This is a genomic window from Microbacterium stercoris (assembly GCF_017592545.1).
GTDB classification, from domain to species: domain Bacteria; phylum Actinomycetota; class Actinomycetes; order Actinomycetales; family Microbacteriaceae; genus Microbacterium; species Microbacterium stercoris.
The window spans coordinates 167,660-181,659 of record NZ_JAGFOA010000005.1; the positions used below are offsets into that span (position 1 = coordinate 167,660).

At 70.5% G+C, this 14,000-nt stretch carries 16 protein-coding genes and 1 tRNA gene; 9 read left to right on the forward strand and 8 right to left on the reverse strand.

What is annotated here, in order from left to right; all coding sequences use genetic code 11:
* Positions 1-11: 11 nt before the first annotated feature.
* A complete protein-coding gene (serB, locus tag J5V96_RS13175) occupies positions 12-647 on the reverse strand; it encodes a phosphoserine phosphatase SerB (protein WP_208500134.1) in 636 nt (211 codons plus the stop codon).
* A gap of 68 nt (positions 648-715) precedes the next feature.
* Between serB and J5V96_RS13180 the strand changes: the two genes are divergently transcribed.
* Complete coding sequence (locus J5V96_RS13180; protein ID WP_208500135.1) at positions 716-1,501, forward strand: ABC transporter ATP-binding protein; 786 nt, start codon at positions 716-718, stop codon at positions 1,499-1,501.
* Positions 1,502-1,575: 74 nt separating this feature from the next.
* Positions 1,576-1,827, forward strand: a complete 252-nt coding sequence (locus J5V96_RS13185; RefSeq protein ID WP_208500136.1) for a type B 50S ribosomal protein L31 — start codon at positions 1,576-1,578, stop codon at positions 1,825-1,827.
* Positions 1,828-1,908: 81 nt separating this feature from the next.
* On the opposite strand, the gene J5V96_RS13190 is transcribed toward J5V96_RS13185, so the two are convergent.
* Positions 1,909-2,121, reverse strand: a complete 213-nt coding sequence (locus J5V96_RS13190) for a hypothetical protein (RefSeq protein WP_208500137.1) — start codon at positions 2,119-2,121, stop codon at positions 1,909-1,911.
* 17 nt (positions 2,122-2,138) lie between these two features.
* Positions 2,139-3,137: a 3'-5' exonuclease gene (locus J5V96_RS13195; protein ID WP_236014371.1), complete on the reverse strand. Its 999-nt coding sequence runs from the start codon at positions 3,135-3,137 to the stop codon at positions 2,139-2,141.
* A 60-nt stretch (positions 3,138-3,197) separates the two neighbouring features.
* Between J5V96_RS13195 and J5V96_RS13200 the strand changes: the two genes are divergently transcribed.
* Positions 3,198-4,079, forward strand: a complete 882-nt coding sequence (locus J5V96_RS13200) for an alpha/beta fold hydrolase (protein ID WP_208500138.1) — start codon at positions 3,198-3,200, stop codon at positions 4,077-4,079.
* A gap of 35 nt (positions 4,080-4,114) precedes the next feature.
* Here J5V96_RS13200 and J5V96_RS13205 read toward each other — a convergent pair whose 3' ends face one another.
* From J5V96_RS13205 to J5V96_RS13220, 4 genes are all read right to left on the reverse strand, one after another.
* Complete coding sequence (locus tag J5V96_RS13205) at positions 4,115-4,588, reverse strand: Lrp/AsnC family transcriptional regulator (RefSeq protein WP_208500139.1); 474 nt, start codon at positions 4,586-4,588, stop codon at positions 4,115-4,117.
* A gap of 113 nt (positions 4,589-4,701) precedes the next feature.
* Positions 4,702-5,727: a DNA topoisomerase IB gene (locus J5V96_RS13210; RefSeq protein ID WP_208500140.1), complete on the reverse strand. Its 1,026-nt coding sequence runs from the start codon at positions 5,725-5,727 to the stop codon at positions 4,702-4,704.
* A gap of 21 nt (positions 5,728-5,748) precedes the next feature.
* A complete protein-coding gene (locus J5V96_RS13215; protein WP_208500141.1) occupies positions 5,749-6,321 on the reverse strand; it encodes a histidine phosphatase family protein in 573 nt (190 codons plus the stop codon).
* A gap of 9 nt (positions 6,322-6,330) precedes the next feature.
* Positions 6,331-7,185, reverse strand: coding sequence for a Sir2 family NAD-dependent protein deacetylase (locus J5V96_RS13220; protein WP_208500142.1), 855 nt, complete (start codon positions 7,183-7,185; stop codon positions 6,331-6,333).
* A 77-nt stretch (positions 7,186-7,262) separates the two neighbouring features.
* On the opposite strand from J5V96_RS13220, the gene J5V96_RS13225 reads away from it, so the two are divergent.
* Positions 7,263-8,078, forward strand: a complete 816-nt coding sequence (locus tag J5V96_RS13225) for a TrmH family RNA methyltransferase (protein WP_208500143.1) — start codon at positions 7,263-7,265, stop codon at positions 8,076-8,078.
* 5 nt (positions 8,079-8,083) lie between these two features.
* Here the strand turns inward: J5V96_RS13225 and J5V96_RS13230 are convergent, their stop codons facing one another.
* Positions 8,084-8,917 (reverse strand): SGNH/GDSL hydrolase family protein, encoded by an 834-nt coding sequence (locus tag J5V96_RS13230; protein ID WP_208500144.1) that lies wholly within the window; start codon positions 8,915-8,917, stop codon positions 8,084-8,086.
* A gap of 112 nt (positions 8,918-9,029) precedes the next feature.
* Here J5V96_RS13230 and J5V96_RS13235 point away from each other — a divergent pair, with 112 nt between their 5' ends.
* The 5 genes from J5V96_RS13235 to J5V96_RS13255 all read left to right on the forward strand — a co-directional run bounded on the left by J5V96_RS13235 (position 9,030) and on the right by J5V96_RS13255 (position 14,000).
* Positions 9,030-10,775 (forward strand): DEAD/DEAH box helicase, encoded by a 1,746-nt coding sequence (locus tag J5V96_RS13235; RefSeq protein WP_208500145.1) that lies wholly within the window; start codon positions 9,030-9,032, stop codon positions 10,773-10,775.
* Between the two features lies 1 nt (position 10,776).
* On the forward strand, positions 10,777-11,274 hold the full coding sequence (locus J5V96_RS13240; RefSeq protein ID WP_208500146.1) for an SRPBCC family protein: 498 nt from the start codon (positions 10,777-10,779) through the stop codon (positions 11,272-11,274).
* Between the two features lie 39 nt (positions 11,275-11,313).
* The gene (locus tag J5V96_RS13245; RefSeq protein ID WP_208500147.1) at positions 11,314-12,390 is read left to right on the forward strand and encodes a VIT1/CCC1 transporter family protein; all 1,077 of its coding nucleotides are present in this window, start codon (positions 11,314-11,316) and stop codon (positions 12,388-12,390) included.
* 151 nt (positions 12,391-12,541) lie between these two features.
* Positions 12,542-12,626, forward strand: a tRNA-Leu gene (locus J5V96_RS13250).
* A 69-nt stretch (positions 12,627-12,695) separates the two neighbouring features.
* On the forward strand, positions 12,696-14,000 hold the full coding sequence (locus tag J5V96_RS13255) for a M20/M25/M40 family metallo-hydrolase (protein WP_208500148.1): 1,305 nt from the start codon (positions 12,696-12,698) through the stop codon (positions 13,998-14,000).

Consider the following 14,000-nt stretch of genomic DNA (forward strand, 5'->3'; position numbering starts at 1 on the left):
GTGCCGCCGGGTCACGGGAGCAGCGGGATGACCTGGGAGAGGTCCACCGGGCCGATCACGAGCGGAGCGGCGGCGCGCACGGCGGGCTTTGCGTTGAAGGCCAGGCCGAGGCCCGCCGCCTCGAGCATCAGGAGGTCGTTGGCACCGTCGCCGATGGCGATCGTGCGCGACATCGGCACGCCGTTCTCGGCAGCCCAGCACGTGAGCCACTCGCGCTTGGCGGCGGCATCGACGATCGGCCCGTCGACCTCGCCCGTCAGCACGCCCTGCGCCGCGGCGAGGCGGTTCGCCCGCCAGAGGTCCACCCCGAGCGCGGGTGCGATGTCGTCGAGGATCTCGTGGAAGCCGCCCGAGACCACCGCCGCGAGGCCTCCCTTGGCGTGAATGGCGTCGATGAGCGTCGTCACACCCGGGGTCGGCTCGATCCGGCTCTTGACCCGATCGAACGAGGCGACCGGCACGCCCGTCAGCTCCTTCACCCGGGAGCGCAGGCTCGCGGCGAAATCGACCTCGCCGCGCATGGCCGCCTCGGTCGCCGCGGCGACCTCGGCGCCGCGTCCGGCCTCGTCGGCGATCAGCTCGATGACCTCGTTGCGGATGAGGGTCGAATCGGCGTCGAAGACGACGAGGAAACGCGCAGCAGTCACGAGCAACGAGATTACCCGGCCCGCGCGTCCCACCTGCGCCCTCTGGGCTCGCGACTAGGCTGGACGGCATGCCCACCGTGCTCTCCTTTGATGACGTCGTGGTCCGCCGAGAAGGCCGGAACATCGTGGATGGACTCACCTGGGCGGTGAACGACGACGAGCGCTGGGTTGTGCTCGGGCCCAACGGCGCAGGCAAGACGACCATCCTGCAGCTCGCCGACACGCTGCTGCACCCCACCTCCGGAACGGTCGAGATCCTCGACGAGCAGCTGGGTCGCACCGACGTGTTCGAGCTGCGTCCTCGCATCGGCTTCGCGTCGTCGGCGCTCGCCCGTCGCATCCCGAACGACGAGACCGTGCTGAACGCGGTGCTCACCGCGGCGTACTCGGTGCTCGGCCGCTGGAATGAGCAGTACGAGAACATCGACGAACGGCGCGCCCTGCGTGTGCTCGAGGAGTGGCGCCTCGATCACCTCGCCGACCGCACTTTCGGCACGCTCAGCGAGGGCGAGCAGAAGCGCGTGCAGGTGGCCCGCGCGATCATGACCGATCCCGAGCTGCTGCTTCTCGACGAGCCCACCGCGAGCCTCGACCTCGGCTCGCGGGAGGTGCTCGTCGGTCTGCTCGGCGCCTACGCGCAGTCGCCGGTCACGCCGGCGCTCGTGATGGTGACCCATCACGTCGAGGAGATCCCCGTCGGTTTCACGCACGCGCTGCTGCTGCGCGACGGCAAGGTCGTCGCGGCGGGGCCCCTGGCCGAGACCCTCACCGACGCGAATCTCTCCGAGACCTTCGGCGTCGAGGTCACCCTCAGCGAGCAGGGCGGTCGGTACGCGGCTCGCGCTGCCGCGTGACCAACGTCTGGTAGACTCGATCGCTGGTGCCCAAGCACCGAGATCTTCGAACAACTTGGCTCAAAGGACAATCCATGAAGACTGACATCCACCCCGCGTACAACGCGGTCGTGTTCCGTGACCTCGGTTCGGGCGAGACCTTCCTCACCCGTTCGACCGTGACCAGCGACAAGACCATCGAGCTGGACGGCGTCGAGTACCCGGTCATCGATGTCGAGATCTCGTCGGCGTCGCACCCGTTCTACACGGGTAAGCAGCGCATCATGGACTCGGCCGGCCGCATCGAGAAGTTCAACGCGCGCTTCAAGAACTTCGGCTCCAAGTAAGTCCTCGTCTCGGCGTCACGCGACGACCGATCCGAGATGTGAAAGCCCCCGCTTCGGCGGGGGCTTTCTGCGTGTCCGGGGCTATTCGTCGTCGAGTTCGAGCTCGATGGTGTGGGCCGTGAAGTCGATCACGCCCGGGCCCTGGTCGGGTGTGGGGGAGGGCACGGGGATGATCTTCAGCGACTGCGCCTCGCGATCCGCGTCGTGCGCGGACGGACGCCAGACGGCATCGAAGGCGCCGCCCGCGCCCTGAAGGGGATACTTGCGGCGCAGCCTGTCGAGACCGTCGCCCATGCGACGAGGGTAGCCCGTCAGCGGACGGGCCAGGCTCCGTCGACGACCTCGGACGGCTCGATCCGACCGATCCTGATGAAGTACTCCGTGAGGCTGGCCGCCTGCTCGCGCGCCCAGCCGATCTGGCGCGTGTGGAGCTCGAGCACGTCCTCCGGCAGGCGGTCGGCGAAGCGCTCCGCCAGGGCGAGAGCGACGCGGCCCGCGGCGATCGCATCGGCCGAGGCCTCGTGCGCTGCATCGAGAGGCACGGCGTAGTGCGCCGCGACGACGTCGAGTGTGCGCTTGCCCTTGCGGTACTTGTCGAGCGTCTTGTCGATCACCAGCGGATCGATCACGGGCGCGGGAGAATCGAGCGGCGCGAGCCCGTGCCGCTCGCCCTCGTACTTGAGCAGTGAGAAGTCATAGGCGGCGTTGTACGCGACGACCGGGATGCCGCCCGCGAGCAGCGTGCGCAGGGCGTGCGTCACCTCCGCGACGACCTCTGCGGCCGGCCGACCGTTCGCACGGGCGTACTCGGTCGTGATGCCGTGCACGTTCGTCGCGCCCTCGGGGATATCGACTCCCGGATCGGCGAGCCAGTGCTCCTCGTGGATCACGTTGCCGGCACCGTCCAGCAGGCCGACGTAGGCCGTGACGATCCGGTCCTCGGCGACATCGATGCCGGTGGTCTCCAGATCGAACACGCCGATCCGGCTCGTCCAGCGCTCGGGCATCGCGTCGAACGCCGCTTCGATCTCGGCAACCGTCTCGATCTCGACGACCGCATCGACCGTGGTCTCGACCGTAGTGACGGTCTCGATCTCGACGACGGTCTCGACGGTCTCGACCGCTGCGATGGTCTGGACCGCGGCGATGACGTTGGCAGCTGCGGCCTGCTCGACGGGCGGCTCCTCGAGGGAGAAGAGGGCGTCGGGCTCGGTGGCCTGAGACCGTGGCACCCAGGTGACCGTCTCGCCCGGGCTGTCCAGCTCATCCAGCTCGAACAGGGGCGGAGGCTTCGGCCACGACCTCGTCATAGCACACACCGTAGAGGGCGGCTCGGACATTCCCGGGAAGGCACTCCGTAGACTCGGACGATGCCCGTGTCCTCGCCGTACGCCGCCCGCCTCGCCGACATCCCGGTGATCCGCCGCGAGGTCGAGGTGCTCGGCGGCACCACCGCGTACTGGACATATGGACCCGACGACGCGGACGCCTCGATCCTCGCTGTGCACGGATTCCGCGGCGAGCACCACGGGCTCGAGCCCGTCGTGGCGTTCCTGCCGGATGTCCGGGTGATCATGCCGGATCTGCCCGGATTCGGCGAGACGGGCGCCCTGCCCGGTCGTCGCCACGACATCGAGGCCTATGCCGACTGGCTCGACGCCTTCGCCGCGACCGTCGCGCCGGGCGCGATCGTGCTCGGCCACTCCTTCGGCTCGATCGTGTCCTCGGCCGCCGTCGCGCGCGGGCTGCGCGCGCCCAAGCTCATCCTGGTGAATCCGATCGGCGCGCCGGCCCTCGAAGGGCCCCGCGGCATCCTGACGCGGCTCGCGATCTTCTACTACTGGGCCGGCGCGCGTCTGCCGAAGCCGATCGGCACCTGGCTGCTGCGCAATCGGATCATCGTGCGGATCACCTCGATCGCGATGGCGAAGACGCGCGACGCGTCACTGCGCGCGTTCATCCACAACCAGCACGACACGTACTTCTCTCGCTTCGCCGACCGCGACACGCTGCACGAAGCCTTCGTCACGAGCGTCTCGCACGATGTCAGTCAGTATGCCGAACGCCTCACCATGCCCACGCTGCTCATCGCGGCCGACCGGGACGACATCACACCGATCGAAGCGGAGCGGGCGCTCGCGCAGCGGATCCCCGATGCCCGCCTCGTCGAGATCGCAGGAGTCGGCCATCTGATCCACTACGAGAAGCCCGGCGAGGCGGCCCGAGCGATCCGCGATTTCTTGAGCGACTGATGTCCGACCGCTGACGCGGTGACTGCGCCGTGGTGCTACGGCTCGCGGCGGGCGAGCTGCATCAGTCCGCTGACCCGGTACGGGACGGCCTCGCTCATGACGAGGGAGGTCTCGGTGCGCTCGACGCCCTCGATGCTCAGAATGCGCGCGTCCACGTCGAAGAGATGGCGGGCGTCGCGGCACGCGACAAGGGCGAGCAGATCCGTCTGACCCGAGAGACCGTGAACCTGCACGACCTCCGGCACCCCCTGGAGCTCGGCGGTGATGCGCGGCAGCTCGACCTGGCGCACGCCGATCGCCAGGAACGCCTCCAGAGGGAAGCCGAGCGCGGAGGTGGCGATGGATCGCTCGAAGGAGCGGAACACGCCGGCCTTGTCCAGTCGCGCCATGCGCGCCTGGACGGTGTTGCGGGACAGGCGCAGGCGCTCCGCGAGCGCGACCACCGTCGCGCGCGGGTCCTCGCTGAGCGCGGACAGCAGCTCGAGGTCGACGTGATCCAGGGAAGCCATAGAGCGAGACATTAGCAGGCTCACCGACGAGAGTTTGTGCATCCTGCTCAGTCGTTATCGGATCGAGTGCTCAGGGTGGGTCGTCCTGCCCACCGACACTCCGCAGGTTCAGATCAGGATGCGTGATCCTCCCGGATCAGGCGGCGTGTCGCGCGTTCGAGCGCCAGCTGCCGCTCCGGGCCCGACTCCGGCGCCCGACGAAGCGCCCGGATGATCGTGCGACCCTCCGCATAGGCACCGACCACGCGCGGATCCACGTAGGACGTCCGCGCGAGCGTCGGGGTGTTGCCGAGGAAGGCGGCGACCTGGCGCATCGCGTCGGTGACCACACGGCGACGTCGCGTGACCCCGCCGCGGCCGGAGCGCTCGAGCTCATCGGCGCCCGCTGCGATCTCGGTCGCGGCGAGCACCGTCGCGTGCCAGGTGCGGAAATCCTTCGCGCTCGCCTCCATCCCCGTGATCTGCTGCACGTAGGCGTTCACCAGCGCGGGAGTCATGGTGCGCCATCCGTCGCTGCCGCGGTAGGCGAGCAGGCCGCTCGCGTCGTCGCGACGGCGTCGGAGTGTCTCGATCGCGGACACCACCTGCGCGTCATCGATCTCGATGCGGTGCTCCACGCCCGACTTGCCCGTGAAGGCGAACAGCATCGTCTCTCCGCGGCGCGTGACGTGGTCGCGGCGCAGGGTCGTCAGCCCGAAGCTGCCGTGCGTGTCGGCGTACACGTCGTTGCCGATGCGGAAGCACCCGAGGTCGAGCATCCGCACCGCGAGGGCACAGGCACGATCGAGAGGCATGCCGTCGGCTGTGAGGTCGTCCAGCACGCGAACGCGCGCCTTCCCGAGGGCCTCGCCGAAGTCGAGCATGCGGTCGAACTTGGCGGCGTCGCGGCGGATGCGCCAGTGCGGGTGGTACAGATATTGGCGCCGACCCGCGGCGTCGGTGCCGACGGCCTGCAGGTGCCCGTGCGGATAGGGGCAGATCCACACGTCGCGCCAGGCCGGCGGGATCGCGAGCGCGCGGATGCGCTCGACCTCCTCGCTCGGGAGACGGGCACCGTGCTCATCGAGGTACACGAATCCGCGGCCGGCGCCCCGGCGCGTCCAGCCTGGCTGATCCGGGGACGAACGACGCAGGCGCATGCGCCGAGGCTAGCGTCTCGCCTACGCGTACTGGGTCGTGAGATCCGCTGACTGGAGGACGAGGTGGTCGCCGTCGAATCGGAACACGTTGACGGCCGCGTTCTCGACCCGCTCACCCGGGCGGGGCCGCTCGCCGGCGGTGGCGAGGCGGAGCAGTTCGCGGATGACGCCTCCATGCGCCACGACCACCGTGGGCTCGTCTCCGGTGTCGGCGGCCACGTCGGCGATGGCCGCGAGCACACGCTCCGCCAGTTCGGCGGTGGTCTCGCCCCCGGGGACGTCGCCGTGGCCGTACGTGGCGTGCAGATCGGCCACCAGGGTGCCCTCGCCCACTCCGTAGTCCCGCTCGACGAGACCGGAGTACGCGCGCGGCGCCGGAAGACCGAGCACTCCCGCGATGATCTCGGCGGTCTCGCGCGCGCGGCCGAGGCTGCTCGACACGATGCGCGTCCATCCGCCGCCCCGGAGGTTCTCCGCGGCCGTCAGCGCCTGCGCACGACCGATGTCGTTCAGAGGGATGTCCGTACGTCCCTGAACGCGTCGCTCCGCGTTCCAGTCGGTCTGTCCGTGGCGCACCAGCGCGAGAAGAGTCACGTCTCCAGCCTATGGTCGGCGCAGGGCGGGGAGGGCGCGGGCCAGTTCGCCGAGCACCTCTGTCGTTCCCGCGTCGATCTTGACGGTCGCGCGCGAATCGCCGCGCGTCTCGCCCCGATTGACGATCACGACGGGCATCTTGCGGCGGCGGGCCCGCTCGACGAGGCGGATCCCCGAGTTCACGGTCAGCGACGATCCGGCGATGACGAGGCCCTCGCTGGTGTGCAGCAGCTGCTCGGCCTCCCGGAACTTCTCGGCGGGGATGAACTCGCCGAAGAACACGACGTCCGGCTTGAGCATCCCGCCGCACACGGTGCAGGTGGGCACAACGAATCCCTCGGCCGACTCGGGCAGCACATCGCCGTCCGGGCCGAGACGCACGTTGTCGGGGACGGTGATCCACGGATTCTCGCGCTCGACGCGCTCGCCCACGTCGCGGCGGTCGAACACCTGGCCGCAGTGCGTGCAGAACACCCGGCGCATGGTGCCGTGCAGCTCCACCACACGGTGGTTCCCGGCGCGCAGGTGCAACCCGTCGACGTTCTGGGTGATGACGCCCGTGGCCACGCCCTCGCGCTCGAGGACGGCGAGCGCCTCGTGGCCGGCGTTGGGCGCGGCCGAGGTGAAGGCACGCCAGCCGAGGTGCGACCCGACCCAGTACCGGCGCCGCGCGGCCTCGTCGCTCAGGAAGGTCTGCGCGGTCATGGGCGTGCGCTTCGGCGCGCCCTTGCCGCGGTAGTCGGGGATGCCCGAGTCGGTCGACACCCCGGCGCCCGTGAGCACCGCGATCCGACGCCCCGCGAGCGCATCGATCGCGCGGCCGATGTCGGCCGTCGTCAGGTCGTCGAGATCCGATACGCGCACGAGCCGAGTCTAGAACCGCCATGTTTCGTCGGGGTCAACGGGATCGGTCGCGTCCTCCGGCGCGGGAGAATGGACGGATGCAGACCCTCCGCATCGACGACCGCGCCGACGAGCGCCTTGCCGACTACCGCGACCTCACCGATGTCGCGCTGCGTCGAGTGCTGGAGCCCGAGGGCGGGCTGTACATGGCCGAGTCGGCGAAGGTTCTCGCCCGTGCGCTTGCGGCGGGTCACACCCCGCGCTCGGTGATGACACAGGAGCGCTGGCTCCCGGAGCTGGAGACCGTGCTTGCGGGCCGCGACGACGTGCCGGTGTACGTCGTGCCGTCCGACGTCGCCGAGAGTGTGACCGGCTACGACGTGCATCGCGGGGTGCTCGCGTCGATGCACCGGCCCGCTGACCGCCCCGTGGCCGAGGTGCTCGCCGGGGCGCGACTCGTGGTGATCCTGGAGGACATCGTCGACCACACGAACGTGGGGGCCGCATTCCGCGCGGCCGCCGGGCTGGGCGCCGACGCGGTCCTCGTCACGCCGCGCTGTGCGGATCCGCTCTATCGCCGGAGCGTGCGCGTGAGCATGGGCACGGTGTTCCAGGTGCCGTGGACGCGTCTTCCCGAGTGGGCGGAGGCGAAGGATCAGCTGCGCGACGCCGGCTTCCACATCGCGGCCCTCGCGCTCGCCGACGAGGCGGTCTCGCTCGATGACTTCGCCGCCGCGCCGCCCGAGCGCGTGGCCCTGCTGATGGGCGCCGAGGGTGACGGCCTGTCGCGCAAGGCCCTCGCCGCATCCGACAGCGTCGTCACGATCCCGATGTCGGGAGGCGTGGACTCTCTGAACGTCGCCTCCGCGAGCGCCGTGGCGCTCTGGGCCGTCAGCCGCGGCCAGCGCGGCTGATCCCGTCAGAGCTCGGCGTCGAGCCCGCCGTTGCGCAGCGGCATCGCCTCGGGGCGCTTCGCGGTGACGTTGTCGCCCGAGGACTGGTGACGCAGGCGCCGCAGCACCCAGGGAACGAAGTGCGTGCGCGCCCAGACCAGATCGTTCGCGCGCGCCTCGCGCCACGAGAACACGGGCCGCGGATCCGGCTGCATCGGCTGCAGGTCGTTCGGCACGTTGAGGGCGCGCAGCACCATCCGGGCCACCTCATGGTGACCGAGCGGATTCATGTGCAGGCGGTCGTCGTCGAAGAAGCGGCTGTCCTGGATGGTCTTGAGTGCCCACTGATCGGCCACGATGCAGTCATAGGCGTCGGCGATCGCGCGGAGGTTCTCGTTGTAGATCGCGACACGGCCGCGCAGAGGCCGGAACACGGGCGTGAAGTGCGTGTCGATCCCCGTGAAGATCACCACGGTGGCGCCGCCGGCGCTCAGGCGGCGAACGGCGTCCTCGAACTGGGCCGCGACCGCATCCGGGTCCCCGCCGGGCCGGATGACGTCGTTTCCGCCGGCGCACAGTGTGATGAGGTCGGGCTTCAGGGCGATCGCGGGCTCGATCTGCTCGGCGACGATCTGGCCGATCAGGCGCCCGCGCACGGCGAGGTTTGCGTAGGCGAAGTCCTCGACCTGGCTGCCGAGCACCTCCGCCACACGATCGGCCCAGCCACGGTGCCCACCGGGCGATGCCGGCTCGGGGTCGCCGATGCCCTCTGTGAACGAGTCGCCGATCGCGACGAACCGGCGCCACGGGTGCGGCTCCTCGTTGGGGACGAACGGCGTGCGGGGAGCGAGGTCGGACAACGGATCCTCCGGGGTGCGGGAGTGGGAGCGGGAGTGGGACGGGCGCGGGATCGTGCGCGATCGTCAGACTACGCGCGGAGGATTGTCGGCGACCCCGATTACCCTGGAACGGATGCTGTCACCGTCCTATCCGCAGAGAGCCCCGTGGGGCACCGCGGGCAAGCTCCGCGCCTGGCAGCAGGAGGCTCTCGAGGCGTACTTCGAGGCCGACAAGCGCGACTTCCTCGTCGCCGCGACGCCCGGCGCCGGAAAGACCACGTTCGCGCTCACCCTCGCGGGCGAGCTGCTGCGTACCCGCGAGGTCGACCGGATCATCGTGGTCGCGCCCACCGAGCACCTGAAGACGCAGTGGGCCGACGCCGCCGCTCGTGCCCACATCCGTCTCGATCCGGCCTTCCGAAACAGCCACACGACCTTCTCGCGCCAGTACCACGGGGTCGTCGTCACCTACGCGCAGGTTGCGGTGAAGTCCTCCGTGCACCGCTCGCTCACCGAGGGCGGGCGCACGCTCGTCATCCTCGACGAGGTGCACCACGGCGGGGAGGCGCTCAGCTGGGGAGACGCGCTGCGTGACGCGTACGGGCCCGCCAAGCGACGCCTGCTGCTGTCCGGCACGCCGTTCCGCAGCGACGACGCGCCCATCCCGTTCGTCGACTATGCGCCCGACGCGCAGGGGCTGCGCACGTCCATCACCGACTACGCGTACGGCTACGGGCGGGCGCTCGCCGACGGCGTTGTGCGGCCGGTGCTCTTCCACGTGTACTCCGGTCACATGAAGTGGCGCACGCGCGCCGGGGACGAGCTCGAGGCGCATCTCGGGCAGGACAACCTCAAGGACGTCACGTCGCAGGCCTGGCGCACGGCCCTCGACCCCGCGGGCGAGTGGATGTCCGCCGTCCTCAAGTCGGCCGACGCCCGCCTGACGGAGATCCGTCAGCACGTGCCGGATGCCGGCGGTCTTGTGCTCGCCACCGACCAGACCGCCGCCCGCGCCTACGCGAAGCTGCTGCACTCGATCACCGGCCAGCGCGCCACCGTCGTGCTCTCCGACGACAGCGAGGCGTCGGGCCGGATCGAGCGCTTCAGCGAGGGAACCGACCGCTGGATGGTCGCGGTGCGCATGGTGTCGGAGGGCGTGGACGTTCCCCGTCTCGCCGTCGGCGTGTACGCCACCTCGGCATCCACACCGCTGTTCTTCGCGCAGGCCATCGGACGCTTCGTCCGCGCCCGCCGCAGGGGCGAGGCGGCGAGCGTGTTCCTCCCGCACGTGCCGACGCTGATGGTGCTGGCCAACGAGATGGAGCGCCAGCGCGACCACGTGCTCGACCGCGGCGAGAAGGACGAGGACGGGCTCGATGACAGCCTCCTCGAGGCCGCCGAGCGCGAGGAGAAGGCGTCCGACGCGCTCACCGAGGAAGGGTCGTTCGAGGCCCTCGGATCGGTCGCGCACTTCGACCGCGTCGTCTTCGACGGCAAGGACTTCGGGCAGCTCGCCGTGCCGGGCACCGATGAGGAGGCCGAGTTCATCGGCCTTCCCGGGCTGCTGGAGCCCGAGCACGTGCACGAGCTGCTGATGCAGCGCGTCGCCCGCCAGTCGCGCCACCGCTCGGCCCGCGAGGCCAAGGAGGCCTCGGGGGAGCTCGAGCCGTCGATGCCCGCGCCGCTGCACCGCACCCTCAAGGATCAGCGCCAGCTGCTCAACAGCCTCGTCGGCGTCTACGCCCGGCAGACGGGCGAACCCCACGGGCTGATCCACGCCGAGCTGCGACGTCGCTGCGGTGGCCCGGAGGTGGCGAGGGCAACGGTCGCCCAGCTCCAGTCGCGCATCGACCACCTGCGCAAGCGCGTCCGGGCCTGACGTGTACTCCTTCCGCACCATATGGCGCGTCGCGGCGCCGGCCGAGACGGTGCGGGCAGAGCTGACACGCGTCGCCGCGCGCGAATCCGGTGGCTGGTGGCCGGGGTTCCGTGTCGTCGAGCCGGCGTCGCTCGAACCGGGATCCGTCGTTCGAGTCGTCGTCACCGCCCCCTTCGGGTACCGCCTCCGCGTCGCGCTGGAGGTGACCGAGGCGACGGATCGGACGGTCGCGGCGCGCAGCACCGGCGACCTGGAGGGCGCGGGGCGTGTCGAGATCTCGTCCGAAGGATCCGGATCCGCGGTGCGGTTCACCTGGGAGGTCGCCGCGCGCCGTCGCTGGATGCGGGCATCGGGCCCGGTCCTGCGACCCGTGTTCGCGCTGGCGCACGCGCTGGTGATGCGCGCAGGGGAGAGAGGACTTCGGCGGGCGGTCGCTTCGGGCGTCCGAAAACCTGCCAATGCCTCCGGCGATCCGGGCGATTCGAGCGCGGCTGGATAGCGTGAAGGGAACCCTGAACACCCTCTCCCTGGAGGTCCCTTGAGCGCGCCCGACGCCACCCCCGCCGATCGCCGCCGCTGGGCGCAGTACCTCGCCGACGAGCGGGCCGAGGGCAGCGTCTACCGACGGCTCGCCTCGCGCAAGCAGGGGGAGGAGCGCGTGATCCTCGAGCAGCTCGCCGCCGCGGAGGGGCGCCACGAGGCCCACTGGCTCGCGCTGCTCGGTGGCGAGCCGGCTCGCTTGCCGAAGGCCAGCATGGCCACCCGCCTGCTGGCCTGGATGGCTGGGCGGTTCGGCACCATCTTCGTGCTGGCCCTCGCGCAGAACGCCGAGGGACGTTCGCCGTACGACAGTGAGGCCTTCGCCACCCCCGCGATGCGCGCCGATGAGAAGGTGCATCACGAGGTCGTCCGTGGACTCGCGGCGCGCGGACGTCGTCGCCTGTCGGGCACCTTCCGCGCGGCGGTCTTCGGCGCGAATGACGGGCTCGTCTCGAACCTCGCGCTGATCCTCGGCATCGGCGCGGCGGGTGTGTCCTCGCAGGTGATCCTGCTCAGCGGCATCGCAGGTCTCCTCGCGGGGGCGCTGTCGATGGGCGCCGGCGAGTTCATCTCCGTGCGCTCCCAGCGCGAGCTGCTCGAGGCGACGGAGCCGCAGTCCTTGAGCGGCGTGCGCCTGCCGGATCTCGACATCGACGCGAACGAGCTCGCGCTCGTCTACCGCGCCCGCGGGCTCTCCGAGGAGGCCGCGGCCGACAAGGCGGGCCTCGCGATCGCCGAGGCGACCGCAGGCCGGATCGTCAGCCGCACCGGCGCCATCGACACAACGCACGAGGTGGTGGGCGGTGCGTGGCGCGCGGCCGGTTCCAGCTTCCTCTTCTTCGCGAGCGGCGCGATCATCCCGGTGCTGCCCTGGATCTTCGGGCTCACGGGCTTCGTCGCCATCGCCGTGGCCCTCGTGCTCGTCGGCATCGCGCTGATGGCGACGGGGGCCGCAGTGGGGCTGCTCGCGGGCGCCCCGCCGCTGAAGCGCGCGCTGCGCCAGCTCGCGATCGGCTTCGGCGCGGCCGCGGTGACCTACGTGCTCGGGCTCGTCTTCGGAGTCACGCTGGGCTGACCGAGCGGTGCGCTCGCGTGAGCCTCGGCGCCACGGCGCGAAGACACGCGCGGGATCCGACCGCGATTAGCCAGAGTGTTCACGCGGTGGTAATGTTTTACCTCGTTGCGAAAGCGACGAAAGCACCGGACGAAAGTCCGGTCACCCAGTTGCGCGGGTGGCGGAATAGGTAGACGCGCTAGCTTGAGGTGCTAGTGCCCGTATAGGGCGTGGGGGTTCAAGTCCCCCCTCGCGCACAGTTGAAGGCCCCGGAGAGATCCGGGGCCTTCGTCGTTCCCGGCGCGGGCCCGGCTAGGTTGGATCGTATGTCCACACCCGAGCCTCAGCTGGCCGAAGTCGCTCGGATCGCGCGCGATCTGATCCGGATCGATACGACGAACTGGGGCGGCGGGCGCTCGAAGGGGGAGCGCGAGGCGGCGGAATACGTGGGCGCCCACCTCGAGTCGCTCGGCCTCACCCCCGAGTACTTCGAGCCGATCGATCGCCGCACCAACGTGATGGCTCGCGTGCCGGGCCGCGACGCGAGCCGCCCGGCTCTCGTGCTGCACGGCCACCTCGACGTCGTCCCCGCCGTGGCGGAGGACTGGACGGTCGATCCCTTCGCGGGTGTGGTGAAGGACGGGATGCTCTGGGGTCGCGGCGCGGTCGACATGAAGAACATGGACGCGATGATCCTGTCGGCAGTGGGCGATCTGCTGCGCGCGGGGGAGCAGCCCGAGCGCGATGTCGTGCTGGCCTTCTTCGCCGACGAGGAGAACGGCGGTGTCGAGGGATCTCAGCTCGTTGTGCGCGATCGACCCGAGTGGTTCGCGGGCGCGACCGAGGCGATCAGCGAGGTGGGCGGCTACTCGATCCCGGTCGGCGACCGCAGCGCCTACCTCCTGCAGGTGGGCGAGAAAGCGCTGATGTGGGTCACCCTGGTCGCGCGGGGCCGGGCGGGTCACGGCAGCCGCGTGCACCCCGAAAACGCCGTCACCCGTCTGGCGTCGGCGGTCGCTCATCTCGGCGCCACCGACTGGCCGGTGGAGATGACCGAGACGACGCGGCGCCTGCTCGCGGGGATCGCGGAGATCTCCGGGCTCGACCCCGCCACGGATCCGGATGCCCTGGCCGCGTGCACCGGACCGGCGGCCGCCTTCGTCGCGTCGACCTTCCGCACGATCACCAATCCCACCGGGCTGAGCGCGGGATACAAGCACAACGTCATCCCGGACGCGGCCGAGGCGACCGTCGACATCCGCGTGCTGCCGGGTGCAGAGGACGCCGTGCTTGCGGAGGTGCAGCGGATCGTCGGGGACGACATCGAGATCCGGATGTTCCATCGCGACATCGGTCTCGAGATCCCCTTCGAGGGCGCTCTGGTCGATGCCATGGTCGGCGCGCTCGCGGCGCACGATCCCGGCGTCCCGGTGCTGCCGTACCTGCTCGGTGCCGGCACCGACAATAAGGCGCTCGCGGGTCTCGGAATCGACGGCTACGGCTTCGCGCCGCTGAAGCTGCCGCGGGAGCTCGATTTCACCGGCATGTTCCACGGTGTCGATGAGCGTGTGCCGCTCGACGCGCTCGATTTCGGCGTCGGTGTCCTGAGGGATCTGCTGCGCACCTGCTGA